Annotated in this window: 24 protein-coding genes; 21 read left to right on the top strand and 3 right to left on the bottom strand. The window is 63.6% G+C overall.

Annotated elements, in window-relative coordinates; genetic code table 11:
• The first annotated feature begins 120 nt into the window (after positions 1–120).
• The 9 genes from GGQ90_RS20340 to GGQ90_RS20300 all read left to right on the top strand — a co-directional run bounded on the left by GGQ90_RS20340 (position 121) and on the right by GGQ90_RS20300 (position 9,569).
• Complete coding sequence (locus GGQ90_RS20340) at positions 121–1,680, top strand: S1C family serine protease (RefSeq protein ID WP_188083717.1); 1,560 nt, start codon at positions 121–123, stop codon at positions 1,678–1,680.
• 181 nt (positions 1,681–1,861) lie between these two features.
• Complete coding sequence (locus GGQ90_RS20335; RefSeq protein WP_188083716.1) at positions 1,862–2,416, top strand: F0F1 ATP synthase subunit delta; 555 nt, start codon at positions 1,862–1,864, stop codon at positions 2,414–2,416.
• A 2-nt stretch (positions 2,417–2,418) separates the two neighbouring features.
• Complete coding sequence (gene atpA, locus GGQ90_RS20330) at positions 2,419–3,948, top strand: F0F1 ATP synthase subunit alpha (RefSeq protein ID WP_188083715.1); 1,530 nt, start codon at positions 2,419–2,421, stop codon at positions 3,946–3,948.
• A gap of 40 nt (positions 3,949–3,988) precedes the next feature.
• On the top strand, positions 3,989–4,474 hold the full coding sequence (locus tag GGQ90_RS20325) for a hypothetical protein (protein WP_188083714.1): 486 nt from the start codon (positions 3,989–3,991) through the stop codon (positions 4,472–4,474).
• 7 nt (positions 4,475–4,481) lie between these two features.
• On the top strand, positions 4,482–5,108 hold the full coding sequence (locus GGQ90_RS20320; RefSeq protein ID WP_188083713.1) for a LysE family translocator: 627 nt from the start codon (positions 4,482–4,484) through the stop codon (positions 5,106–5,108).
• Positions 5,109–5,111: 3 nt separating this feature from the next.
• Positions 5,112–5,996, top strand: coding sequence for a F0F1 ATP synthase subunit gamma (locus GGQ90_RS20315; protein WP_188083712.1), 885 nt, complete (start codon positions 5,112–5,114; stop codon positions 5,994–5,996).
• A gap of 24 nt (positions 5,997–6,020) precedes the next feature.
• On the top strand, positions 6,021–7,466 hold the full coding sequence (gene atpD / locus GGQ90_RS20310; protein ID WP_007709598.1) for a F0F1 ATP synthase subunit beta: 1,446 nt from the start codon (positions 6,021–6,023) through the stop codon (positions 7,464–7,466).
• A gap of 152 nt (positions 7,467–7,618) precedes the next feature.
• A complete protein-coding gene (locus GGQ90_RS20305; protein WP_037511454.1) occupies positions 7,619–7,873 on the top strand; it encodes an ATP synthase F1 subunit epsilon in 255 nt (84 codons plus the stop codon).
• Positions 7,874–7,994: 121 nt separating this feature from the next.
• Positions 7,995–9,569, top strand: coding sequence for a hypothetical protein (locus GGQ90_RS20300; RefSeq protein ID WP_246428338.1), 1,575 nt, complete (start codon positions 7,995–7,997; stop codon positions 9,567–9,569).
• On the opposite strand, the gene GGQ90_RS20295 is transcribed toward GGQ90_RS20300, so the two are convergent.
• Together GGQ90_RS20295 and GGQ90_RS20290 are read right to left on the bottom strand one after the other, a co-directional pair.
• Positions 9,543–10,268, bottom strand: coding sequence for a class I SAM-dependent methyltransferase (locus GGQ90_RS20295; RefSeq protein WP_188083711.1), 726 nt, complete (start codon positions 10,266–10,268; stop codon positions 9,543–9,545). The two genes, GGQ90_RS20300 and GGQ90_RS20295, sit on opposite strands and share 27 nt — an antisense overlap.
• Positions 10,241–11,263 carry a glycosyltransferase family 2 protein gene (locus GGQ90_RS20290; protein WP_188083710.1) on the bottom strand — a complete coding sequence of 341 codons (1,023 nt, stop codon included), beginning with the start codon at positions 11,261–11,263 and terminating at the stop codon, positions 10,241–10,243. The genes GGQ90_RS20295 and GGQ90_RS20290 overlap by 28 nt, the downstream gene beginning before the upstream one ends.
• 116 nt (positions 11,264–11,379) lie before the next feature.
• Between GGQ90_RS20290 and GGQ90_RS20285 the strand changes: the two genes are divergently transcribed.
• The 8 genes from GGQ90_RS20285 (at position 11,380) to GGQ90_RS20250 (ending at position 19,653) form a co-directional block, all read left to right on the top strand.
• Positions 11,380–12,945, top strand: a complete 1,566-nt coding sequence (locus GGQ90_RS20285) for a glycosyltransferase family protein (RefSeq protein ID WP_188083709.1) — start codon at positions 11,380–11,382, stop codon at positions 12,943–12,945.
• Positions 12,942–14,474 carry a TadA family conjugal transfer-associated ATPase gene (locus GGQ90_RS20280; protein WP_188083708.1) on the top strand — a complete coding sequence of 511 codons (1,533 nt, stop codon included), beginning with the start codon at positions 12,942–12,944 and terminating at the stop codon, positions 14,472–14,474. Before GGQ90_RS20285 ends, GGQ90_RS20280 begins: the two co-directional genes overlap by 4 nt.
• Positions 14,475–14,592: 118 nt before the next feature.
• Positions 14,593–15,279 (top strand): hypothetical protein, encoded by a 687-nt coding sequence (locus tag GGQ90_RS20275; RefSeq protein WP_188083731.1) that lies wholly within the window; start codon positions 14,593–14,595, stop codon positions 15,277–15,279.
• 46 nt (positions 15,280–15,325) lie between these two features.
• Positions 15,326–16,549: a glycosyltransferase family 4 protein gene (locus tag GGQ90_RS20270; RefSeq protein ID WP_188083707.1), complete on the top strand. Its 1,224-nt coding sequence runs from the start codon at positions 15,326–15,328 to the stop codon at positions 16,547–16,549.
• 5 nt (positions 16,550–16,554) lie between these two features.
• The gene (locus GGQ90_RS20265; RefSeq protein ID WP_235681992.1) at positions 16,555–17,082 is read left to right on the top strand and encodes a sigma-70 family RNA polymerase sigma factor; all 528 of its coding nucleotides are present in this window, start codon (positions 16,555–16,557) and stop codon (positions 17,080–17,082) included.
• Positions 17,075–17,800, top strand: a complete 726-nt coding sequence (locus GGQ90_RS20260) for an anti-sigma factor family protein (protein ID WP_188083706.1) — start codon at positions 17,075–17,077, stop codon at positions 17,798–17,800. Before GGQ90_RS20265 ends, GGQ90_RS20260 begins: the two co-directional genes overlap by 8 nt.
• 87 nt (positions 17,801–17,887) lie before the next feature.
• Complete coding sequence (locus GGQ90_RS20255; protein WP_188083705.1) at positions 17,888–18,694, top strand: class I SAM-dependent methyltransferase; 807 nt, start codon at positions 17,888–17,890, stop codon at positions 18,692–18,694.
• 53 nt (positions 18,695–18,747) lie between these two features.
• Positions 18,748–19,653, top strand: coding sequence for an EamA family transporter (locus GGQ90_RS20250; protein ID WP_188083704.1), 906 nt, complete (start codon positions 18,748–18,750; stop codon positions 19,651–19,653).
• Here GGQ90_RS20250 and GGQ90_RS20245 read toward each other — a convergent pair.
• On the bottom strand, positions 19,650–20,081 hold the full coding sequence (locus GGQ90_RS20245) for an OsmC family protein (RefSeq protein WP_010338567.1): 432 nt from the start codon (positions 20,079–20,081) through the stop codon (positions 19,650–19,652). The two genes, GGQ90_RS20250 and GGQ90_RS20245, sit on opposite strands and share 4 nt — an antisense overlap.
• Before the next feature lie 86 nt (positions 20,082–20,167).
• Between GGQ90_RS20245 and GGQ90_RS20240 the strand changes: the two genes are divergently transcribed.
• From GGQ90_RS20240 to GGQ90_RS20225, 4 genes are all read left to right on the top strand, one after another.
• Complete coding sequence (locus GGQ90_RS20240) at positions 20,168–20,533, top strand: PRC-barrel domain-containing protein (protein WP_188083703.1); 366 nt, start codon at positions 20,168–20,170, stop codon at positions 20,531–20,533.
• Positions 20,534–20,704: 171 nt separating this feature from the next.
• Complete coding sequence (locus tag GGQ90_RS20235) at positions 20,705–21,373, top strand: RBBP9/YdeN family alpha/beta hydrolase (protein ID WP_188083702.1); 669 nt, start codon at positions 20,705–20,707, stop codon at positions 21,371–21,373.
• 111 nt (positions 21,374–21,484) lie between these two features.
• Positions 21,485–21,673, top strand: a complete 189-nt coding sequence (locus GGQ90_RS20230) for a YezD family protein (RefSeq protein WP_188083701.1) — start codon at positions 21,485–21,487, stop codon at positions 21,671–21,673.
• 169 nt (positions 21,674–21,842) lie between these two features.
• Positions 21,843–24,302: a TonB-dependent receptor gene (locus GGQ90_RS20225; RefSeq protein WP_188083700.1), complete on the top strand. Its 2,460-nt coding sequence runs from the start codon at positions 21,843–21,845 to the stop codon at positions 24,300–24,302.
• Positions 24,303–24,316 lie beyond the last annotated feature (14 nt).

Genomic DNA, 24,316 nt, shown 5'->3' with positions numbered 1-24,316 from the left:
TGGGGTAATCGAAACGGCTTGGCGAGGCTTCCCGTGGCTTGCGGTCAAAAGCACACGGCCCGTCGCATCCGCTTTTTCCCGATTGCCTAACGCGGGCCTTCGCATATGTATGCGCCTCCTATGGTCGCCCTTTTCCGTCGCCTTCGCCCGATCGCCGCGCTCGTCGCGTCCCTCGTCCTGCTCAGCCCCGCACGGGCCGAACAGCAGGATATCACCGCCGCTGCGCGCAGCGTGGTGCGCGTCGCGCTGGTCGCGACCAATGGCTCGGACGCCTATTTCGTGGGCCATGGCAGCGGCATCGCGATCGCCCCGGACAAGGTGCTGACCAACGCCCATGTCGTCGAACTGGCGCGCGAGGAGAAGGATCTCGTCATCGGCGTGATCCCGTCGGAGGGCAAGAAAAGCTATGGCGGGCGGATCATCGCCTATTCGCCGGGCAACGACCTGGCCCTGATCCAGCTGGAAGAAGGCAGCCTGCCGGTTGCCACCTTCTATGCCGGGGCGGTCGATGACGGCCAGCATGTCACCGCTATCGGCTATCCCGGCACGGTCGATCGCGCCCAGGGCCTCAGCCTCAAGCAGCTGGTCGAACCGCTCGGCACGGTGAAGACCAGCGGCAGCATCTCGTCCGGCCGCTCCAGCCAGAGCTTCGACACCATCCTGCACACCGCCCCGCTTGCCGCCGGCAATAGCGGCGGCCCCCTGATCGACGATTGCGGCCGGGTGTTGGGGGTCAACAGCTTCGGCTCGATCTCCGACGGCAATGATGCCGAATTCGGCTTTGCCGTATCCTGGCGCGAAGTCGCCTCCTTCCTGCGCCAGGCTGGCGTCTCCTCGCTCCACACCGTCGTCGCCTGCCGCACCATGGCCGAGGCTGATGCCGCTGAATCCTCGATCACCCAGCGCGAATCGCAGCTGACTGAACAGAGCGATCGCGCCGCCGCCGACAAGCGCGACCAGGCGCTGCAACAGGCCCGTGACACGGCCGAACGCGATGTCATTTCCGGTCGCGAAAATGCGATGGCGGGCGCCGCCGTGCTGCTGGCCCTCGCCGTGCTGGGGCTGGGTGCGGGTGGCCTCTTCTACAGCCAGGGCCGCGAAAAGCGCGCCACCTGGTTCATCGCCGGTGGCGGCATCCTGCTGATGGGCGCGCTTGGCCTGTTCGTCTTCAAGCCCAGCTTCGCCAGCATCGACGAGCGGGTGAAGTTGCCCGAGGACCAGAGCGTGGTCAGCAACAAGGCCTTTGCCTGGGCCGGCGACAATATCTGCCGGATTGACCTCAACCGCAGCCGACTGACCGTGTCGCAGCCCAACGACGTCGGCCTGAACTGGGCCGAGGGCGGCTGCGTCAACGGCGACACCCAATATCAGGCGACCGGTACGACCTGGCAGCGGGCGAGCGTGCCGGACGAAGGAAATTATGTCAGTCGCAGCGAATTCGACCCGGCCACCGGCCTGCTGCGGGTACAGCGCTGGCTGCCAGACGGCGACACGATGGACAAGGCCCGTGCCCTGCTGAAGGATGGCCCGATCAAGGGATGCAGCAGCGATTCCACGATGTTGACCCGGATCGCGACGCTCCAGTCGGACCTTGCAGCGCTGCTCCCGCCCCAGCCGAACGAGCGGCTGGTCTATCATTGCCAAAAAGGACGGCTTGCCCCCGCAGACCCCGCTCCCTAGCCTGTCCGTTTTCCTGAAAAACTCAGTCAAATTGGCTTGATTTCGTCGATGCGATGGAATCGTGTCACATGACTTGCATAGTCATATTGGCACTGCTAACCGGCCCGACAACAGGGGACGGTTATTACTGCTCCCCCTCTTTTTGCATGACCGGCAAATCAAGTTGGAGGACGGTAAGCGCGTGGAGACTACCGGCGGTATACAGGCCAGCCTCAGCGGCCGCTATGCGGTGGCGCTGTTCGATCTGGCCCGCGACGGCAAGACGCTCGACACCGTCGCAGCGAGCCTCGCGGCAATCAAGGCAGCGATCGCAAAATCGTCTGATTTCAAGGGCCTGATCAACAGCCCCGTTCTCAGCCGCGACGCAGCGGGTAAGACGATCGCGGCGGTTGCATCCGCCATGTCGATCGATCCGCTGACGACGAATTTCCTGGGCGTGCTCGCCCAGAACCGTCGCCTGTCGCAGCTCCCTGCGGTCATCCGCGCCTATGAAACGCTGCTGTCGAATCACAAGGGCGAGGCCCGCGCCGAAGTGACGAGCGCGCATCCGCTCACCAAGACTCAGGTCACCGCTCTGCAGAAGAGCCTGAAGGCCCGTGTCGGTCGCGATGTCGCGGTCGATACCAAGGTCGATCCCGCGATCCTGGGTGGGCTGGTCGTCAAGATCGGCAGCCAGATGATCGATTCCTCCATCCGCACCCGTTTGAATAGTCTCGCCCAGGCGATGAAAGGCTGAACATGGATATCAACGCCGCAGAAATTTCGAAGGTCATCAAGGACCAGATCGCCAATTTCGGCACCGAAGCGCAGGTCAGCGAAGTCGGTTCCGTTCTGACCGTGGGTGACGGCATCGCCCGCGTCCATGGCCTCGACAACGTCCAGGCGGGCGAAATGGTCGAGTTCGCCAATGGCGTTCAGGGCATGGCGCTCAACCTCGAAGCCGACAATGTCGGCATCGTGATCTTCGGCTCGGACGCCGAGATCAAGGAAGGCGACACCGTCAAGCGCACCGGCACCATCGTCGACGTCCCCGTCGGCAAGGGCCTGCTGGGGCGCGTCGTGGACGGCCTGGGCAACCCGATCGACGGCAAGGGTCCGATCGTTGCCGAACAGCGGATGCGCGTGGAAAAGAAGGCGCCCGGCATCATCCCTCGCACTTCGGTGCACGAACCCGTGCAGACCGGCCTGAAGGCGATCGATACCCTGGTTCCCGTCGGCCGTGGCCAGCGCGAGTTGATCATCGGCGATCGCCAGACCGGCAAGACCGCCGTCGCGATCGACACCTTCATCAACCAGAAGACCGCCAACGCCGGTGATGACGAGAGCAAGAAGCTCTACTGCATCTACGTCGCCGTCGGTCAGAAGCGCTCGACCGTCGCCCAGATCGTCAAGCAGCTCGAAGAAAATGGCGCGATGGAATATTCCATCGTTATCGCCGCGACCGCTTCGGAACCCGCACCGCTCCAGTATCTCGCCCCCTATACCGGCGTGACCATGGGCGAATATTTCCGCGACAACGGCATGCACGCCGTCATCGTCTATGACGATCTGTCGAAGCAGGCCGTCGCCTATCGCCAGATGTCGCTGCTGCTGCGTCGTCCTCCGGGCCGTGAAGCCTATCCGGGCGACGTCTTCTATCTCCACAGCCGCCTGCTGGAACGCGCTGCGAAGATGAACAAGGAAAATGGCTCGGGCTCGCTGACCGCGCTGCCGATCATCGAGACCCAGGCTGGCGACGTGTCAGCCTATATCCCGACCAACGTGATCTCGATCACCGACGGCCAGATCTTTCTCGAAACCAACCTCTTCTACCAGGGCATCCGCCCGGCCATCAACGTCGGCCTGTCGGTGTCGCGCGTCGGCTCGGCCGCGCAGACCAAGGCGATGAAGAAGGTTTCGGGCTCGATCAAGCTGGAGCTGGCCCAGTATCGCGAAATGGCGGCCTTCGCCCAGTTCGGTTCGGACCTCGATGCATCGACCCAGAAGCTGCTGAACCGTGGCGCGCGCCTGACCGAACTGCTGAAGCAGGGCCAGTTCTCGCCGCTGCCGTTCGAAGAGCAGACCGCGTCGATCTTCGCGGGCACCAACGGCTATCTTGACGGCATCCCGGTCAAGGACGTGACCCGTTACGAAGAGCTGATGCTCGCCTATCTGCGTCACGATCACCCCGAAGTGCTGACCGCGATCCGCGACAGCAAGGATCTGGGCGACGATGCCAAGGGCAAGCTGAAGGCTGCGCTCGACGCGTTCGGCAAGACCTTCGCTTAAGATTTGCCGCTTGTCGGCCGCCAGTCGAAAGTCAGACTTGATGATCAAGCAAATTGCGGCGATTGGGGCCTTGGCCAGCCTTGGGCTGGCCACAAGCAGCCATGCTGAAAAGCCCGGAACCGTGCGGTATCATAAGCTTGGCCCGTTGCAGAACGGCGCATTTGGATCTGGCTACAAGGATCGGTCGAAAGGCCCAGACACTTGGAGAGTCATAGGAAAGACGGGCGGAAGCGATTATATCGAGAAGGCTCGCGAACGCATCGCACTTTATCGCGCCGCAGAATTAACTGAAAGCGCGGGACGTAAATATATAAAGTTCATAAAAACCAAGTCAGCCGATCTTACGACCGGATTGTTTTATGGGACTTGGAGCAATGGGACTGAGTTCAAGCTTGATTTCCAGGCAACAGACACTCCAGACCCAGAATTTCATTGTGCTTCTGATGTCCTTCGTAGCGAATGCAAAACTATCGATGCAGTTGCAGCGAAGAATGAAATTAGGCCATTTCTTGATTTTGGTAAGTGAAATTTGAATGCTGACTGCCCATTCCCTTCTTGCCTGGACCGTGATGTCGATCGGTCTGGTGCTGCTGCCAGGACCGGACACCATGTTGGTGGCCGGTCACGCAGCACGCCGTGGGTTGAAGGCGGGGATGGCGGCGATCGGCGGCATCCAGCTAGGCGGCCTATTTTACATGCTGCTGTGCGGCTTCGGCTTCCTCAGCGTGTTGAACGCGGTGCCAGGAATGTTCATGGCGGTGAAGATCGCCGGCGCATTCTATTTGGCGTGGATGGGCATCGGCCTGCTGCGTGGTGCGATCAAGCCTGCGCCGGCATCGGCAGAGGCGAAAGTCCGGGTCGGCGGATCGCCTTTTATGCAGGGCTTTATCAGCACCGTGCTGAACCCGAAGGTCGCGATCTTCTTCCTCGCTGCGCTGCCGCAGTTCGTCGGCACCGGTCCGGATGCACCCTGGCAGGGGATGCTGCTGATCGCGATCGTCTATGCGCTTGGCTTCGTCTGGTGCGCGCTGCTTGCAGCGCTTGCCGTGAAGGCAGGCCGCAAGGTCGGTCAAAGCAGCGCGATGCGCTGGTTCGAAGGCGCCATGGGCGTCGGTTTCTTTGGTCTCGCGGGCCGTCTGGCCCTTGCTCGGAATATTTGAACTATGGCTAGCCTCAAAGAACTGAAGCTGCGCATCGGGTCGGTGAAGTCGACCCAGAAGATCACCAAGGCGAAGCAGATGGTCGCCGCGGCCAAGCTGCGCAAGGCGCAGGCCGCTGCCGAAGCTGCCCGCCCCTATAGCGAGCGACTGGAAGCGGTCGTCGCGAGCTTGGCGACCAAGATCGCCGGCGGCTCGGGCGAAGGCGCCTCGCCGCTGCTCGCCGGCACCGGCAAGGATGAAGTCCATCTGCTGGTCGTCGCCAATTCCGATCGCGGCCTTGCCGGCGCGTTCAACGCCAATATCGTGAAGGCTGCGCTGGCCAAGGCCCGCGCGCTGGAACTGGACGGCAAGAAGGTGTTGTTCTATCTGATCGGCCGCAAGGGTCGTCCGGTGATCAACCGTACCTATCCGAGCAAGATCGTCGCCAATTACGACACCACCGGTGCCAAGGAGCCGGGCTTTGCCCAGGCCCAGGCGGTGGCGCAGGAACTCAGCCAGATGTTCCTCGACGGCAAGTTCGACGTTGCCCACCTCTTCTATTCCCGCTTCAAGTCGGCGCTCGCGCAGATCCCGACCGAACAGCAGATCATCCCGGTCAAGATTCCCGAGGATGCCGACCGCAATGCGATCGCCGCAACGGTGGAATATGAACCGAGCGAGGAAGCGATCCTCGACGACCTGCTGCCGCGCAACGTGACGGTGCAGCTCTTCAAGGCGCTGCTGGAAAACAACGCATCCGAACAGGGTGCGTCGATGACCGCGATGGACAATGCGACCCGCAATGCCGGCGACCTCATCAACAAGCTGACGATCCAGTATAACCGCAGCCGCCAGGCCGCGATCACCACCGAACTCGTCGAAATCATCTCGGGCGCCGAAGCCCTCTAAGGACAAGCAGGCAAGGACATAGTCATGGCAACCACCAACAATGTAGGCCGCATTTCGCAGGTCATCGGCGCCGTCGTCGACGTGACCTTCCCCGATGCGCTTCCGGCGATCCTTTCGGCGCTGGAAACCAGCAACAACGGCCAGCGCCTGGTGCTGGAAGTCGCCCAGCATCTGGGTGAAAACACCGTCCGCACCATCGCGATGGACTCGACCGAAGGCCTGACCCGCGGCCAGGAAGTCACCGACACCGGCGCGCAGATCAGCGTTCCCGTCGGTCCGGCCACCCTCGGCCGCATCCTCAACGTCGTCGGCGAACCGATCGACGAACGCGGCCCGGTCGCTACCGACCTGCGGTCGCCGATCCACGCCAAGGCCCCGCTGTTCGTCGACCAGTCGACCGAAAGCTCGATCCTGGTCACCGGCATCAAGGTCATCGACCTTCTCGCCCCTTATGCAAAGGGCGGCAAGATCGGCCTGTTCGGCGGCGCAGGCGTCGGCAAGACCGTTCTCATCCAGGAACTGATCAACAACATCGCCAAGGGCCATGGCGGCACCTCGGTCTTCGCGGGCGTCGGCGAACGCACCCGTGAAGGTAATGATCTGTACCACGAATTCCTCGACGCCAACGTGATCGCCAAGGATGCCGATGGCAACGCGATCAGCGAAGGCTCGAAGGTGGCCCTGGTTTATGGCCAGATGAACGAGCCGCCGGGCGCCCGTGCCCGCGTCGCTCTGTCGGGCCTGACGATCGCCGAATATTTCCGCGACGTCGAAAATCAGGACGTGCTGTTCTTCGTCGACAACATCTTCCGCTTCACCCAGGCGGGCGCCGAAGTGTCGGCTCTGCTGGGCCGTATTCCTTCGGCGGTGGGCTATCAGCCGACCCTGGCGACCGACATGGGCGCGCTGCAGGAACGCATCACCTCGACCAACAAGGGGTCGATCACCTCGGTCCAGGCCGTCTATGTTCCCGCGGACGATCTTACCGATCCGGCGCCGGCGACGTCGTTCGCGCATCTTGATGCGACGACCGTGCTTAACCGTGCGATTTCGGAACTGGGCATCTATCCGGCAGTCGATCCGCTCGACTCCACCAGCCGCGTGCTGGAACCGCGCACCGTGGGCCAGGAACATTATGACACCGCCCGCGCGGTTCAGTCGATCCTGCAGAAGTATAAGTCGCTGCAGGACATCATCGCGATCCTGGGCATGGACGAGCTGTCGGAAGAGGACAAGGTGACCGTCGCCCGCGCGCGCAAGATCCAGAAGTTCCTGTCGCAGCCGTTCCACGTCGCCGAAGTCTTCACCGGCATCTCGGGCAAGTTCGTCCAGATCGAAGACACGGTGAAGTCGTTCAAGGCCGTGGTCGATGGCGAGTATGACCATCTGCCCGAGAACGCCTTCTACATGGTCGGCGGCATCGACGAAGCCATCGAAAAGGCGAAGAAGCTGGCTGCCGAAGCGGCCTAAGCAGCAAACCCTCCCCTCCCTACCAGGGAGGGGATTGAGGGGTGGGTAGCGAGCGAAGCGAGCTTCCTGCCTCTCGGCTAGGGCGCAGGCCATCGCATGGCGATGGCACCCACCCCCGGCCCCTCCCTTTCAGGGAGGGGGGAGATTTTAGAATGGCACTGCATTTCGAACTCGTGACCCCTGAAAAGCTCGTCCGCTCGGAAGAGGTCTATCAGGTCGTCGTTCCCGGCACCGATGGCGACTTCGGCGTGCTGGAGGGCCATGCGCCCTTCATGTCGACCGTGCGCGACGGCGCGATCCAGATCTTCGCCAGCGCCGGCGCCGCACCGGAAGTCATCCCGGTCGAGGGCGGCTTTGCCGAAGTGAATGAAAAGGGCCTGACGGTTCTCGCCGAAAAGGCGGGCTGAGGCTTCCTGGCGCGCAGGCCGATGGGGGAGCCAGGCTCTTTCCAACCTGCCGCATTCATGCCAGACGAACGGACCAAGGGGCGCGCTTCGCGCCCCTTTTTCTTGTGAGTGCCGTGTGCCGATGACCGCCCTCGCCTTTACCGCCCCCGTCCAGAATGAACCCGCCTTCACTCCGCCGGCGAACGGATCGCCCTCTTGGCTGGCACGCCAACTGCCCTCGGGCTGGCTGATTGCTGCGTTGCTATCCTGGCTCGGGCTGGATCAACTGCTGCTGTGGCGCTTTCTCGATATCATGCCCGTCTGGGTCTATCCGCTCGGGGCGTTGCTGATCGGCGGACTATGCGTCGCGACCGTGCGCGCCATGCCCGACCGACAGGGGCCGACCCTCGCGACCCTGATCGCCTGCCTGTCGGTCGCGCTTATCCTGCTAATGTTGGGGGGCGAAGGTCGTTTCTTCTACGCCAATATCGACTGGCAGGTTCGCTTTGCCGTGCTGCGCGACATGGGGCTGCATCCCTGGCCGTTCGTCTATGGCGATCAGGTGGTACCCACAGTGCTGCGCGCGCCCATCGGCATGTTCCTGGTCCCGGCACTCGCGGCGAAGGCAGGGGGCGACCGCGCCGGCGACCTCGCCCTGTTGATCCAGAACAGTCTGATGCTCGCCGCCATGCTCGGCCTCGGCTCCACGCTGTTCGATACCCGTCGTGCCCGACTGATCGCGCTCCTCGTCTTCCTGGCATTTAGCGGCCTGGACGCCCTGGGCCGGATGCTCTTTCGCGACGGCCTGTCTGACCATCTCGAAAACTGGGCCTATCTCCAATATAGTTCCACCATCACCCTTGCCTTCTGGGTGCCCAACCATGCGCTGTCCGGCTGGATCGGCGCGCTGGGCTATCTGCTGTGGCGACGCGGCCGTCTGCCCCTCGCCGCCTATCTCAGCCTGCTGCCTCTGACCGCCCTCTGGTCGCCGCTGGGACTGATGGGGGCAATGCCCTTCGCCGCACTGGCCGCAATCCGCACATTGCGCCTGCGTGCATTGATGCCCGCCGCCATCCTCTATCCTGCCTTGGCCACCCTGCTAGCAGTTCCCGGCCTTGCCTATATGAGCGCTGCACCCGCCGATGTCGGTGTCAAGATCATGGCGCTGGCGCCACTGCAATGGGGACTGTTTGAACTGCTGGAGGTGCTGGTCTACGCCTTGCCCCTGGCATGGCTGGGCCGATCCACCCCTTTTGGGCTGGACACGCTGCTGGTCGCGACCGCCTGGCTGTTGCTCATTCCCTTCGTCCAGATCGGCTGGTCGACCGACTTCATGATGCGCGGTTCGATCAGTGCGCTCGCAATCCTGGCCGTCATGCTGGTCGATGCGTTTGGTCGGGGCGGCATGATCCGCCACTGGCTGATCGCCATGCTGTTGATCGGCAGCATCACCGGCCTCGCCGAGATCCGCCGTGCATTGGCCTATCCGGCGGCGCCACGGGTTCGATGCAGCTTTTCCGGCGCCTGGGACCAGAGCTTCGGCAGCTTCCCCAAAGGATCCTATCTGGCCCCCCTGCCCGCGATGCCGGCTTGGGTTCGTCCGGCCAATCCCGCCCGCATCCCCAGCATCGATCCCGCACGCTGCTGGGATGGGGCATGGCATCATCCGGACAAGCCGGATGCCCCGATCTCAGACCGACAGGATCGCGTAGAGTGACAAGCCGATCGGAAAACGGATGCGACCCAGCAGATGCCGTTCCCAGGCAAAGATGCGTCGCAGCAATCCATTGACCGGCGGCGAGGGCTGGATATCACCCTCGCTCTTGCGCTTCAACAGCCGCTGCGCCATCCGCGTGGCCATCGCCAGCGGAAACAGCAAGCTGTTGAAATAGCCCACCGCCTCGACCGTCAAACCAGCCTCACGCGCCACCCGGATCAGGCTGCCCCGGGTATATCGGCGCTTGTGATGATGCAGCACATCATGATCCGACCAGAGCCAGGGCACGGCCGGCACCGTCAGCAACATCCGTCCGCCCGGTGCGAGCCGCGCCCGCAATGCGGCCAGCGATGCCCGATCCTGCTCGACATGTTCCAGCACATCGAGCAGCGCGATCAGATCATAGCTGTCTTCATCAAAGCCGATCTTATGGGGCAGCATGCCCGGTTCGACCCGGCCGATCCCGCGCGCGCGCGCCAGGGCTCGGGCGCCGGCATCATATTCCAGCGCGTCCACTGTACCGTGTGCCGCCAGCATCGCCAGATTGCCGCCAGTGCCGCATCCCGCCTCCAATATCCGCGCGTCCTGCGGAGGGGCAATGCGCGACCGGATCAGCGTTTCCAATATGGCCCGCCGGGCCACGAACCACCAATGATTGCCTTCCTGTGCGCTCATGCTCGCATAGGCTGATTGGTCCATGTCCCCTGATCCTCCCCAGATAGCGCCGCAACCGGCACCGGCGCGGCCACGCCGCCGCCCTGCTCGTCCGCAATCACATAGAGCGGCCGCTGCCGCACTTCGCGCGCGACGCGGCCCAGATATTCGCCAATGATCCCTAGGCTCATCAGATTGAGCCCGCCCAGCCCCAGCACCGCCACCATGATGGAGGCATAGCCTGGCGTATCGACCCCGGTGACCAGCGTATGCACGACCAGGAAGGCCGCATAGGCAAAGGCCAGCAACGCGATGCCGCCACCGATATAGGACCAGATGCGCAGCGGCATGGTGGTCGACGCGGTAATGCCGTCCACCGCCAGCGACCAGAGCTTGCCCAGCCGCCATTTGGTGGTGCCCGCTTCCCGGCGCGCGCGGCTATAGTCAACCGTCGCGACGCGAAAGCCGATCCAGCTGAAAAGCCCCTTGTTGAACCGTGCCTGCTCGCCCAGTTGCTTGACGACATCGACAGCCTGTCGATCGAGAAGTCGGAAATCGCCGACATTTTCAGGGATGGGATAATCGGACAGGCGATTGAGCAGGCGATAGAAGCTGCGCGCGCTCCAGCGCTTGAACCAGCTGTCGGTCGACCGATCGACCCGCCGGGCATTGACGACCTGCGCGCCGGCCAGCCAATATCGCACCATCTCCACGATCACCGCCGGCGGATCCTGCAAGTCGACATCGATCGGGATGACGGCGTCGCCCCGAGCATGATCGATGCCGGCGGCCAATGCCGCTTCCTTGCCGAAATTGCGGGACAAAGTAATGCAGCGGACATCGCCGTTCAGGCGCGACAGAATTGCCAGCACATCAGCGGTGCGGTCCGTACTGCCATCATCAACGAACAGATATTCGGCCCGCGCACCCGGCCCGATCAGCGCCAGCGCATCGGCCAGCGCTGGACGCGCAGCATCCAGAAACAGCGACAGGCTGTCCTGTTCGTTGAAAACGGGAATGACGATCGACACGGTTCGCATGGCGCATGGATATCCTGCCAGACACTTATGCTCGCTATCGGCCAGAATGGTTAATGACGAGTAACCGCCAAACAGGACTTACGCTTCGTTTACCCTATTGCGGCATCAGGGCCGCCATGCGCTTCGCCTCCGGCCTTCTTCGTCACCCCACGACCATATTGGCCGCGCTAGGCCTCCTGTTGATGCTGCCCTCCTTCCTGTTCGGCCCAGGGGCCAGCCATTCCTATCTCTATAATTATATGTGGACCGGCCATTTCGGCGAGCAAATGGCGGCAGGGCACCTGTATGAACGCTGGCTCCCCCGCAGCTTCGAAGGGATGGGCAGCCCGACCTTCTATTTCTATCCGCCGCTCGCCTATTGGCTGTCAGGCGGCCTGGCGGCGATGGGCCTTTCGGTTCTCCAGGCGATCAATGTCGCCGCGCTCCTGCTGCTCGTCGCGTCGGGCATGACGATGCATCGCTGGCTTGCGTCGCGGGGTACGCATCCGCTGCTGGGCGCCGCGCTCTATATGCTGGCGCCCTATCATCTCCATGATTTCTATGTGCGCGGCGCACTGGCCGAATTTGCTGCCTTCATCTGGCTGCCGCTGATTGCCCTGGGGATTGCGCGCCTGCCCTCGCGCGGCGGCATCGCCCTGCTCGCGCTCAGCTATGGCGCGCTCATTCTCACCCATTTGCCGGTGGCCACGCTCACCGGCCTGTTCCTGATCGCGCCGCTGATGCTGCATCGGATATGGCAGGACCGCTCGACGCTGGTTCCCGGACTGATCGCAGGCATCCTCGCCTTTGCCCTGGCCGCCTTCTACCTGTTGCCCGCCGCCACGCTGCAGGCGCATATGTCGACTGCCTTGCTATGGACCGGCAAATATCACGCCGCCAACTGGTCGATCTGGCGCGAAGATTTCGTGCTATTTCCCTGCATCGCGCTGGGACTGGGACTGTTGGCTTGGCCCGGCCGGTCGATCTGGTCGGGGATCGCGATCGTCACCGCCCTGGCGTCGATCAACCTCATCCCGTTCCTCTGGCAGATCGACCTTCTGGACAAGACGCAATTCCCCTGGCGAGCGCTGGGCATCGTCGAATTTGCGACCGTCACCGCGCTGATGACCTATCGTCCCCGGCCTGTCTTGCTCGCGGGTGTCGGCATGCTGCTGCTGTTCCCCTATCTGGTCAGCGGCGCCATCACCCGCGCCAATCTGCGCCTGCCGATCGACTATGCCCGGCTCGACCGGATCGTCCCCGACGCCCCCGAATATCTTCCGGCCGGTTTCGACATTGCCCGCGTCGATCGCTATGATCGCTCGACCGACCTGCGCCCCTGGCGCGCCCTGCCGCGCGGCGACCGGATCGTCGTCACCCGCCCCGGTCCCGTGACCATGGGCCATGCCGCCTTCCCGATCTGGCGGGTGACGCACAACGGTCAGCCGGTGCCTTCCCATGGCCCGCTGATCCACTTCGATGCACGACCGGGCATCTACCGGATCGAACGCGTCCGCCTGTGGCAGGAAAGCGTCGGCACGGCCATCAGCCTTGCCGCTGTGCTGATGCTGGCGCTCCTTCTGTGGCGCCGACCCATTAGCCATTTGTCAAAGTTTCCAGCTTATTCACCTTCTCCAGCCATGGTGAATCGGCCCATTTTGGGGTGGCTGGCCCGATCGCAGAATTCCGGCGGAGAGTTATGAGCGCATTTGGACGGAAAAATGGACCTGCCGGCATCAAGCCGGGATTCGGCGTCGCCCGGCCGATGCACAGCGCCGGCGGCGCCCGTGATGAGGCCCCACGTGGCGGCGACCAGTTCCCGCCGCTCGATCTGGCGGCGCTGCCGGGAGACATTCCGCTCGATCCGCTGTCGGCCCCGACCAGCCAGATGCAGCGCAATGCGGACGCCATGTCGCGCCTGTCCGAACGCGCCAATGCCGAACATGTCGCCGATGCCGGTCCGCAGGGGTTCGAGGCGTCGGTTCACAAGATCAAGGAACAGGTGCTGCCGCGCCTGCTCGAACGCGTCGATCCTGAAGCGGCCGCGACCCTCACCAAGGATGAACTGGCGGAAGAATTCCGCCCGATCATCATGGAAGTGCTGGCAGAACTGAAACTGACCCTCAACCGCCGCGAACAGTTCGCGCTGGAAAAGGTTCTGGTCGATGAACTGCTCGGCCTCGGTCCGCTCGAAGAACTGCTGTCCGACCCGGACATCAGCGACATCATGGTCAACGGCCCGGAACAGACCTATGTCGAAAAGAAGGGCAAGCTCCAGATCGCGCCGATCAAGTTTCGCGATGAAGAGCATCTGTTCCAGATCGCCCAGCGCATCGTGAACAAGGTCGGCCGCCGCGTCGACCAGACCACGCCGCTGGCCGACGCCCGCCTGCCCGATGGTTCGCGTGTCAACGTGATCGTGCCGCCGCTCAGCCTCAAGGGCACGGCCATCTCGATCCGTAAATTCTCGGCCAAGCCGATCACCATCGACATGCTCGCCCAGTGGGGCGCGATGAACCAGAAGATGGCGACCGCGCTCAAGATCGCCGGCGCCTGCCGTTTCAACATCGTCATTTCGGGCGGTACCGGTTCGGGCAAGACGACGATGCTCAATGCGCTGTCGAAGATGATCGATCCGGGCGAGCGCGTGCTGACTATCGAGGACGCGGCCGAACTGCGCCTGCAGCAGCCGCACTGGCTGCCGCTCGAAACCCGCCCGCCCAACCTGGAAGGCCAGGGCGCGATCACCATCGGCGATCTCGTCAAGAACGCCCTGCGTATGCGTCCCGACCGCATCATCCTGGGCGAAATTCGTGGCGCGGAATGTTTCGACCTGCTCGCCGCGATGAACACCGGCCATGACGGCTCCATGTGTACGCTCCACAGCAACTCGCCGCGCGAATGCCTGGGCCGTATGGAAAACATGATCCTGATGGGCGACATCAAGATCCCGAAGGAAGCCATTTCCAAGCAGATCGCCGACTCGGTCGACCTGATCGTTCAGGTCAAGCGTCTGCGCGACGGCTCGCGCCGCGTCACCAATGTGACCGAGGTGATCGGCATGGAAGGCGACGTCATCGTCACCCAGGAACTGTTCAAGTTCGAATATCATGACGAGGATGACAGCGGTAAGATCATCGGCGAATATCGCTCGATGGGCCTGCGCCCCTATACGCTCGACAAGGCGCGCATGTTCGGCTTCGATCAGCCTTATCTGGAAGCCTGCCTCTGACCCTCAGGGAATAAAGGCGCCCGCTCCCGCGTAGACGGCGATGTGAATCCTCACATCCTCATCGCGGGAGCAGCCTTCCTTGTCCGTTCGATCCCTTTCCCGCCATGGCCTTGCCGCCATGGCGAGCGCCATTCTGGGCGATGTCGCGCTGGCGTCCGACGCCTATCCCGACGTGCCCGAACCGATGATCTTCGACATGATGCGGCCGCTGGGCGCCAAGCGCGGCGAACTGGAGGTCAATACGCTGGCAACCGTTCCGCTGTCGGGCGATGACGACGCCGTCCATTGGGCGCCGGAGGTCGAATATGCCTTTGCCGACGGTTTCGCGATCGAGGGCGAACTGCCCTTCGTCAACGGCCGCCTCGCCGAACTGAAGCTGGGCCTGCAGGCGAGTTTCGGGACCACCGGCGGCGGGCGCACCGGCCATGGTGTTCAATATCTCGGCATCTATGACCGCCGCGCCAAACAGTATCGCAGCAGCTTCGCCTATATGGCCGCCCATCGCTATAATAGCCGCTGGAGCAGCGTGACGATGGCGGGCCTAGCCGACGTAAAGCTGTCGGGCGGCCATGGCCGCAATGGGGTAATCCTCAACCATTCCGCCTTCTACAACAGCCGCGATGGGCAGATATTGGGGCTGGAGATCAACTATCAGGGCGGCAGCGAAGGCGGCCTGCTGCTGATCCCGCAATTGCACCAGCAACTGGGCGTCAATTTCGCCATGCAGGCGGGCCTTGGCGCGGAACGGCCGCGCGGCGATGTCTTCCGTCCCACCGCCGGCCTGCGCATCATTCGTCAATTTTAATTGGCCATCAATGGAATAGGCGCAATCCGACAAGCGTAAGCGGGGCATGACGCTGCATTCCCCGCTCTCTTCCCTTCGCGCCCATATTCATGCCGCCCTGCCGGTCGCCGCGGCGTCGGCATCATCCCGGCCGCTGAAGATCGCACTATTTTCGGGCAATTATGCTTGCGTCCGCGACGGCGCGAACCGGGCGCTCAACCGCCTGGTCCGGCATATGCTGGACCAGCATGGCGCAGAGGTGCGCATCTATTCGCCCACCGCGCCGACACCCGCTTTCCCCTCGGCCGGTGATGTCCGATCGGTGCGCTCGCTCTGCATTCCCGGTCGCCCGGAATATCGGCTCGCGATCGGCCTGGCCCGTGCCGCCCGCGCCGATCTGGAGGCGTTCCAGCCTGATATCGTGCATCTGTCCGCGCCCGACCTGCTCGGCCGGCAGGCGCTGAACTGGGCGCGGCGCAACGCCGTTCCGACCGTCGCCAGCCTGCACACCCGTTTCGAGACCTATCTGACTTATTATCGCCTCGGCTTCCTGCGGCGACAGGTCGAGGCCTATCTCGATCGCTTCTATGGCGATTGCGACCACATCCTCGCCCCGACCCCGCCGATCGCTGCGGAACTGGCCGCGACCCATGGCGCCGAGCGCATTGCCCTCTGGAGCCGGGGCGTCGATCGATCCGTCTTCCACCCGGCGATGCGGGACGAAAGCCTGCGCGCCCAGCTTGGCTATGCGCCCGACGATGTCGTGCCGCTCTTCTTCGGCCGGCTGGTCCGGGAAAAGGGGCTCGATATCTTCGCCGACGCCATCATGGCGGCGCGCGCCAGCGGTCTGTCGCTGCGCCCCCTGATCCTGGGCGATGGCCCGGCGCGCGACGCCCTTGCACGCCATTTGCCCAATGCCAGCTTCGCCGGCCATGTCGAAGGGGCGCGTCTCGGCGCACTGGTCGCCAGCGCCGACATATTGGTCAATCCCAGCGTCACGGAAGCGTTTGGCAACGTCAATCTGGAGGCGATGGCCAGCGGCCTTGCCGTCCTGTCGGCCGACGTCCCCAGCGCATCCGCGCTGATCGATAATGGCGTCAATGGCCTGCTGGTCCCGCCCGGCGACGTTCGCGCCTATGCCGACGGCCTGGCTTCCCTCGTCCACGACACCGGCCTAAGGCGGCGGCTTGGCCACGCGGCGGAGGCGACGGCGGCCGACTATCGCTGGGACCATGTCCTGAATTCGGTGGCGCGCGTCTATCGCGAACTGGCGGGCGCCCCAATGGAATGATGTGGATGACGGGCAAACGGACGGACATGGAAATGGAGGCGGACCTGCGCGCCATGCGCCGCTACGCCCGCGCCCTGTCGCGCGACCATGTCGCCGCCGACGATGTGGTGCAGGACGCCGTGATGCGCGCGATCGAACGGCGCGACCAGTTCCAGCCCGATCGCAGCCGCCGCCGCTGGCTGCTCGCTATCGTCCACAATGTCTTCATCTCGGCCAAGCGACGCGAGGCGGCGGAAACGCGCCGCAATCTGGCCTTTGCCCAGATCCAGGTCGATCATGCCGATCCCGAGCAGGAGGTGCGCGCCGACCTGATGCAGGTCGCCCGCGCCTTTGCCGACCTGCCCGACCATCAGCGCGCCGTCATGCACCTGACCGTCGTCGAGGGGCTGAGCTATCAGGAAAGCGCCGATCTTCTGGGCATAGCGGTCGGCACGGTGATGTCGCGCCTTGCCCGTGCGCGTGCGACATTGCGACAGGACAGGGACAGGCAGCCGCGCGATCGGCTGCGCATCGTGGGAGGACAGGATGAGTGAGGATCCTTCGGAGATCGAACTGATGGCCTATGTCGACGGCCAGCTCGATCCCGGCCGACGCTTTGCGGTGGAAACCCGCCTGTCGCGCCGGCCCGACCTTGCCGCGCAGGTGATGGGCAACCTCAGCGCCCGCACCGGGCTGCGCCTGTTGGCGCAGGATCGTTCTCCCCTGCCCGAGGCAATGGCGACACAGGCGGTGGCGATCAGCCCGCCCGCCGCGCGCCATCGTCGCTTTGCGATCGGCGCCGGCGGCGGCCTTGCCCTGTTGGCGGCAAGCTTCGTTGCCCTGCTCATGGTGCGCGACGGGCCGCCCGCCTATGTGGTCGATGCCGCAACCTCCCACCGCGTCGCCATGATCCGCGCGCGAATGCAGGGACAGATCGAATCGCCCAGCTTCGACCCCCGCGAGATATTGGCCAGCACCCATATCGACATTCCTGGCCTGCCCGCCGACTGGCGCGTGACCGATGTCCAGCTCTTTCCCGGTGAACGCACGCCCGCGCTGCTGATCGCGCTGCGCACACCCGAAGGGCGCGACCTGTCCATCTATGCCATGCACCAGCGCACCGACGCGCCCGAGCGGCCGGATTCGGTGCGCGAGGGCGCCCAGTCGGTGGCCTATTGGCGGCGCGGCGACATGTCCTATGCGCTGACCGGCGAGGATGAGCCGGCCGCCATCGACGCCACCGCGGAATCGATAGCCGGCAGTTGGTCCTGATCGGCCATCCCCTAAGCACCGGATTTCCTTGCCAGTGCGATGCGGGCACGGCACACCCTGCGCTCCAGATCCGTTGAGAGGTTGCCCATGTCCGCTTTTCCCCGCCGATCGATCGCGCTTGCCGCTGCCCTCGCCCTCCTGCCGCTGGGCGCGGCCGTCGCCCAGCATGCCGGCCATGGTGCCGATCCGGTGGCAGCCGCCATCGGCGCGTCCAGCCGTACCCCGGCCAATGTCGCCCGCGACAAATATCGCCATCCGCAGGAAACGCTCGCCTTCTTCGGCGTGACGCCGAGCCAGACCGTGGTGGAATGGGCGCCGAGCGGCGGCTGGTATACCGAAATCCTGGCGCCGCTGCTGCGCGACAAGGGCAGCTTCTACGCGCTCCAGCCGACCGGCCGCTATCTTGACGGCTACAAGAAGTTCCTGGCCGAAAAGCCGCAGGCCTATGACAAGGTGAAGCTGGTCGCCTATCCCGAGGAAGCCGCCGGCATCCCGGCCGACAGCGTCGACACTGTGCTGACCTTCCGCAATGTCCACAACATGGTCATGGGCGGCAGCGAGGACGCGACCTTCAAGGCCTTCTTCGCCATGCTCAAGCCCGGCGGCACGCTGGGCATCGTCGACCATCGCCTGCCCGAGGATCGCGACACGGCGCTGGAAAAGAGCAGCGGCTATCTCAAGGTCTCGACCATCCGCCGCATCGCGGAAGGCGCGGGCTTCGAATATGTCGGCGCATCGGAAGTGAACGCCAATCCCAAGGACACGGCCGACTGGGAAAAGGGCGTCTGGACCCTGCCGCCCACGCTGCGTAACGGCGAAGTTGACAGGGCGAAATATCTCGCGATCGGCGAAAGCGACCGCATGACGCTGAAATTCCGCAAGCCGCTCAAGTAAGAAACCCCGTCCAGCCCGGTTGCGCCATCGCGTAACCGGGTTAAGGAAGCGGCGTGTCCAGCGCCGCCGCCCCGTCCCGCCCGCATCGCCCGCTCTTCGCCATCGGCCTGCGCCTGATCGCGGTGGTCTGCCTGGCGGTGATGTTCGTGACCGGCCGGGTCGCCGACGCCCATGGCGTCCATCTGGTCGAAACCCTCTTCTACCGTCAAGCGCTTGCCCTGCCCGTGGTCTTCGCCTGGCTCGCGATGAGCAGCGGCATCGGCGCCATCCGCACCCGGCGGATCAGTGTCCATGCGACCCGCATGGTCATCGGCCTCACCGGCATGGCGCTCAACTTCCTGTCCTACATCCTGCTGCCGCCGGCCGAGGCGACGACGATCGGCTTCACCATGCCGATCTTCGGCACGATCCTGTCGGCGCTGATCCTGCGCGAACCGACCGGCATCCACCGCTGGGCCGCCGTCCTGATCGGCTTTCTGGGCGTACTCATCATGGTCCGGCCCGAAGGCGGCCATTTTCCGCCCATGGGCGTTGCCGTTGCCATCACCGCCGCGCTGGTGACAGCCAGCGTCAGCCTGGTGCTGCGGGAACTGGGCCGCACCGAGAGCGCGGGAGTCGTCGTCTTCTGGTTCACCGCCCTGTCCGTGCCGCCGCTCGGCATAGGCATGCTCTTCTATGGCCAACCGCACGACGCGCAGACCTGGGGCCTGTTGCTGATGATCGGCCTGTTCGGCGGCATTGCGCAGCTCTGCCTCACCGCAGCGCTGCGCTGGGCGCCGGTGTCGGTGGTGCTGCCGATGGATTATAGCTCGATCCTGTGGACCACCCTGCTGGGCTGGGCGATCTGGGGCGACTGGCCGATGTGGACCACCTGGGTCGGCGCGGCGCTGATCATCGCCAGCGGCCTCTATATCGCCTGGCGTGAACATCGCCACGCCAGGCGTATCGCGGCAGGTTAGGCCAGCAGTTCCGCGTCCAGGCTGATATCGGCCTTCAGCAGTTTCGATACCGGGCATCCGGCCTTCGCCTTCGCCGCCAGTTCCTGGAAGGTCGCATCGTCGGCGCCGGGAATCTTGGCCTTCAGCGTCAGCTTGCTCGCGGTGATGGCAAATCCACCCTCCTGCTGCTCCAGCGTGACGACCGCGCTCGTCTCCATCTTCTCCGCCGTCAGCCCGGCTTCGCCCAGGATCAGCGACAATGCCATGGTGAAGCAGGAGGCATGGGCCGCCGCGATCAGTTCTTCCGGATTGCTGCCGGGCACGCCCTCGAACCGGGTGGCGAAGCCATAGGGATAGGCGTCGAGCGCCCCGCTCTGGGTCGAGATCGTGCCCTTGCCATCCTTCAGGCCACCACTCCAGGCTGCCGAACCGCTACGATTGATCTTCATGCCGATGCTCCTTGCTGTGAAGCGGAGGAACCCCACCGGTTCCCCATGGTTGCACCAGAATAGAATGTTTTTGCAGGAGAGTGACAATGACCGACATAGTGAGCGAATATCGCCATGACCTGATCGCATCCGACCGGGTCGAGGGCACGGTCGTCTACAATCGCCAGGGCGACAAGCTGGGCAAGATATCCCATTTCATGGTCGATAAGCGTAGCGGCCAGGTTCGCTATGCGCTGCTGTCTTTCGGCGGCTTTCTGGGCATGGGCCATGTACATTATCCGCTACCCTGGTCGATGCTGGCCTACGACACGGATAAGGGCGGCTACGTGATCGAACTGGCCAGGGAAGTGCTGGAACAGGCCCCCCATTATCTTGACGAGGACCGTCCCGCCTTCGACGATGCCTATGGTCGCAACGTCTACCAATATTATGGGCTGATCTATCCTTGGTAATTTTCCCGCCGGATCATAGACTTGATGCGGGCGCGTATCCCACGATCGGGTGCGCCCGTTTATCTGCCATTCAGGTTGCCCAGATTCTGACACATTTCGACGCTCGCCCATTGTCTACTATATGAATAGTATTATCTTGAGAGGCTCAGAATATAGGACGAGGATCTCATCATGGAGCGATTCGGACATGCGGGTGACGCGCGCCAGCCGGTTGTATTGACCATCCCTGGCCTCAACAATAGCGGCCCCGATCATTGGCAGACATTGTGGGAAAATGGACGCGGCGATTGCCAGCGAGTCGACCTGGGCAGTTGGGCCAGCCCCAATCGCAATGCCTGGGTCACGCGGCTCGACGCCGCCATTCGTCAGGCCGACGGTCCGGTCATCCTCGCCGCGCACAGCCTGGGTTGCCTGGCCGTTGCCTGGTGGGGTGCCCTGCAAAGCCAGGCTTATGGCTGGCCGGTGACCGGCGCGCTGCTGGTGGCCCCGCCCGATTGCGACCGGATGGAAACGCCCGAGACGATCGGCGGCTTCGGCCCGACGCCGCGCACGCCCCTGCCCTTCCCGTCCATCCTCGTCGCCAGTCGCAACGATCCCTATATCTTCTTCGAACGCGCCCACAGCGTCGGCAAGAACTGGGGCAGCCAGTTCGTCGATGCCGGCCATAGCGGCCATATCAACGCGGATTCGGGGCTGGGTGCCTGGGGCTTTGGCCAGGCGCTGCTCGAACGGCTGATCGATAATGCGCAGGAACAGGCGTCCGCCGTGCGCCAGATGCGCCCGGCCATGCCGATGGCCCGGCTCGATCGCCAATCAAACAGTCTGCACATGACGAGTTGATAGCGGCCTCAGACATCGCCGGGGCGCGACAAGAGAATCTTGCGCGCCCCTTATATTTGCTTTTTTGTCTACTGATGCGGTTGAGTTAAGAAGCGGCAAGAGGGATTTTACATGACCGAACACCGAACCATCGAACTTCGCCACAGCCGCCCTGAAGGGCAGCGTCCCGACATCATCGCCAGCATCGACAAGGTGCGCGACGTGCTGGAAGGACTGCGCTTTGGCTCCATCACGCTGACCGTCCACGACGCCCGCGTCGTGCAGATCGACGTTACAGAAAAGACGCGCCTGACCGCCTGACCAATCAACGGGAGGACAAGCGCAAGAATCAGGGCATGTCGGGGATGGCATGCCGATGCGGCACTGGGGACGCCGCATCACCAGGGACGACCCCAGCACGGCTTTGACCGGACCACCGGAAACGCCGCGATCAAAACATCACCGGACCTCCGGAACCAAGGGGAAGAACATGATTGCGCGTTTTCTGTTGCTCGCCAGCGTGGCGAGCGCTTCTTTTGTCACGCCTGCCGTCTTTGCGGCCGAAGCCGCCCAACCCGCCGTTGATGGCGATCAGCAGGCCAGCAGCCCACGCGGCGACGTGATCGTCGTCACCGCCCGCCGCCGCCAGGAAACCGCGCAGGAAGTGCCCTTGGCCATTTCCGTGGTGAAGGGCGACAGCATCGAGGCGACCGGCAACTTCAACATCGTGAAGCTGCAGCAGCTCGCGCCGACGCTGCAGGTCTATACCACCAATCCGCGCAACACCTCGGTCAATATCCGCGGCCTTGGCGTGCCCTTCGGCCTCACCAGCGACGGCTTCGAACAGGGCGTCGGCATCTATGTCGACGATGTCTATAACAGCCGCGTCGCCGCCGCGACCTTCGACTTTCTCGACGTCAACCAGGTAGAAGTGCTGCGCGGCCCCCAGGGCACGCTCTATGGCAAGAACACCACCGCCGGCGCGATCAACATCACGACCAACCAGCCGACCTTCGATTTCGAGGGCCGCGCCGAGCTGACCGTCGGCAATTTGAACTACAAGCAGGCCAAAGCCGCCATTTCCGGCCCGCTGACCGACACGATCGCCGCGCGCGTCGCGGTGGCCGCGACCAGCCGTCGCGGCACGCTCTACAATGTGACCAGCCAGCGCTGGATCAACGAACAGGATAATCTGGGCATTCGCGGCCAGTTGCTGTTCAAGCCCAATGACGATTTCAGCATCACCCTGTCGGGCGATTACAGCAAGCAGGACCCCGAATGCTGCGGCACGACCTTCGTGCGCGTCGGCAAGACCCAGCGCCCGCTCAACCGCCAATATGACGCGCTGGCCGCTGCGCAGGGCTATGTCGTGCCCAGCCGCAATCCCTATGACCGGCTGACCGACCTCGATTCCAACCTCAACGCCGGCAACAAGATTGGCGGCGCATCGGCCAAGATCAAATGGGACATCGGCCCCGGCACGCTGACCTCCGTCACCGCCTGGCGTTTCTGGGACTGGAAGCCGGAAAATGACCGCGACTTCACTGGCTTGTCGATCGTGTCCAAATCGCAGAACCCGTCGCAGCAGGACCAGTATAGCCAGGAATTCCGCTATAATTACGAGAGCAAGGACGTCGACTTCGTCGTCGGCCTGTTCGGCTTCAAGCAGCGGATCGACACCCAGGGCACCGAGCAGCAGGGCGACGACGCGGCTCAATGGAGCCTTGCGCCATCGACCGATCCGACCAACCCTGCCAATATCCCGGCGACGCTATCGGGCCTGACCGCCAGCAACACCCAGTACCTCAAGGCCGACAGCGCAGCCCTGTTCGGCCAGCTCAGCTGGAAGGTTACGGATGCCCTGACCATCCAGCCCGGCGTGCGCCTCAACTATGACAAGAAGTCCGGCTTCTACCAGCGTGTCGTCACCAACGCGCAGGGCCAGGCCATCAGTTGCACCACGGTTGCGGAACCTGGCACCATCAAGGGCACGACCCAGCAGTGCGGCGTCTACCAGCCGCAGGTCAGCTCGCCGTCCGACAGCGCCTGGAACTTCACCTACGACTTCAACGTCAATTACAAGGTCGCCCGCGATGTGCTGGCCTATGCGACCTATGCGAAGAGCTTCAAGACGCTGGGCATCAACCAGAATGGCCTGCCGCTCAATGCAGACAATACGGTCAATTACGACGCCAGCACGGTGAAGCCGGAATCGGTCAATCATTATGAAGTCGGCCTCAAGACCCAGTTCTGGGATCGCCGTGCGACCTTCAACCTCACCGCCTTCCGCACGGAGATCAAGAATTTCCAGGCGACGGTGAATGGCGGCCAGTTCGGCACCGTGCGCGGCTATCTTGCCAACGCCGAAAAGGTCCGCTCGCAGGGCATCGAGGCGGATTTCAAGATCGTCGCCAGCGACCGGTTCACCGCCTATGCCAATGGCGCCTATACCGACGCCAAGTACAAGAAGTTCACCAACGCCCCCTGCCCGCCCGAACTGTCCGGCGGCACGTTGCAGCCGGCTGGACAAGCGGCCGACTATTCGCAGGCTGGTGTTCCCGGCGCCCTCAGCCCACGTCAGTGCGACATTTCGGGTCAGGATCTGCCCGGCGTGTCGAAATGGGCCTTCTCCTACGGCGCGGAATATAACATTCCGGTCAATCTGCTGGCGAAGGACGGTCAGCTCTATCTGGGCGTAGACGGCAATTATCGATCGCACTGGAATTCCAACGCCTCGCCGTCGATCTACACCGAAGTGAAGGGCTATGCCCTGACCAACTTCCGTGCCGGTTTCCGGGGTGACGGCTTCGACGTGTTCGGCTGGGTGCGCAATGCCTTCGACGTCAACTATATCGAAAACCTCCAGGTCGCACCGGGCAATACCGGCCTGATCGCCGGCCAGGTCGGCGATCCCCAGACCTGGGGCGGCACGATCAAATTCTCCTTCTGATCGCATCGGGAGCA

This window comes from Sphingobium scionense (genome assembly GCF_014197035.1).
Lineage (GTDB): Bacteria > Pseudomonadota > Alphaproteobacteria > Sphingomonadales > Sphingomonadaceae > Sphingobium > Sphingobium scionense.
Note: the sequence above shows the minus strand (reverse complement) of the source record. Positions and strands in the feature narration are given on the sequence as shown.

Coding starts and splice junctions, on each gene's coding strand:
- GGQ90_RS20260 (WP_188083706.1), top strand. CDS start 17,075: ATGAGTGAGGATCCTTCGGAGATCGAACTGATGGCCTATGTCGACGGC.
- GGQ90_RS20280 (WP_188083708.1), top strand. CDS start 12,942: ATGAGCGCATTTGGACGGAAAAATGGACCTGCCGGCATCAAGCCGGGA.
- GGQ90_RS20235 (WP_188083702.1), top strand. CDS start 20,705: ATGGAGCGATTCGGACATGCGGGTGACGCGCGCCAGCCGGTTGTATTG.
- GGQ90_RS20340 (WP_188083717.1), top strand. CDS start 121: ATGGTCGCCCTTTTCCGTCGCCTTCGCCCGATCGCCGCGCTCGTCGCG.
- GGQ90_RS20290 (WP_188083710.1), bottom strand. CDS start 11,263: ATGCGAACCGTGTCGATCGTCATTCCCGTTTTCAACGAACAGGACAGC.
- GGQ90_RS20285 (WP_188083709.1), top strand. CDS start 11,380: ATGCGCTTCGCCTCCGGCCTTCTTCGTCACCCCACGACCATATTGGCC.
- atpD (WP_007709598.1), top strand. CDS start 6,021: ATGGCAACCACCAACAATGTAGGCCGCATTTCGCAGGTCATCGGCGCC.
- GGQ90_RS20325 (WP_188083714.1), top strand. CDS start 3,989: ATGATCAAGCAAATTGCGGCGATTGGGGCCTTGGCCAGCCTTGGGCTG.
- GGQ90_RS20255 (WP_188083705.1), top strand. CDS start 17,888: ATGTCCGCTTTTCCCCGCCGATCGATCGCGCTTGCCGCTGCCCTCGCC.
- GGQ90_RS20275 (WP_188083731.1), top strand. CDS start 14,593: ATGGCGAGCGCCATTCTGGGCGATGTCGCGCTGGCGTCCGACGCCTAT.
- GGQ90_RS20270 (WP_188083707.1), top strand. CDS start 15,326: ATGACGCTGCATTCCCCGCTCTCTTCCCTTCGCGCCCATATTCATGCC.
- GGQ90_RS20225 (WP_188083700.1), top strand. CDS start 21,843: ATGATTGCGCGTTTTCTGTTGCTCGCCAGCGTGGCGAGCGCTTCTTTT.
- GGQ90_RS20305 (WP_037511454.1), top strand. CDS start 7,619: ATGGCACTGCATTTCGAACTCGTGACCCCTGAAAAGCTCGTCCGCTCG.
- atpA (WP_188083715.1), top strand. CDS start 2,419: ATGGATATCAACGCCGCAGAAATTTCGAAGGTCATCAAGGACCAGATC.
- GGQ90_RS20295 (WP_188083711.1), bottom strand. CDS start 10,268: ATGGACCAATCAGCCTATGCGAGCATGAGCGCACAGGAAGGCAATCAT.
- GGQ90_RS20230 (WP_188083701.1), top strand. CDS start 21,485: ATGACCGAACACCGAACCATCGAACTTCGCCACAGCCGCCCTGAAGGG.
- GGQ90_RS20240 (WP_188083703.1), top strand. CDS start 20,168: ATGACCGACATAGTGAGCGAATATCGCCATGACCTGATCGCATCCGAC.
- GGQ90_RS20300 (WP_246428338.1), top strand. CDS start 7,995: ATGACCGCCCTCGCCTTTACCGCCCCCGTCCAGAATGAACCCGCCTTC.
- GGQ90_RS20320 (WP_188083713.1), top strand. CDS start 4,482: ATGCTGACTGCCCATTCCCTTCTTGCCTGGACCGTGATGTCGATCGGT.
- GGQ90_RS20265 (WP_235681992.1), top strand. CDS start 16,555: ATGACGGGCAAACGGACGGACATGGAAATGGAGGCGGACCTGCGCGCC.
- GGQ90_RS20245 (WP_010338567.1), bottom strand. CDS start 20,081: ATGAAGATCAATCGTAGCGGTTCGGCAGCCTGGAGTGGTGGCCTGAAG.
- GGQ90_RS20315 (WP_188083712.1), top strand. CDS start 5,112: ATGGCTAGCCTCAAAGAACTGAAGCTGCGCATCGGGTCGGTGAAGTCG.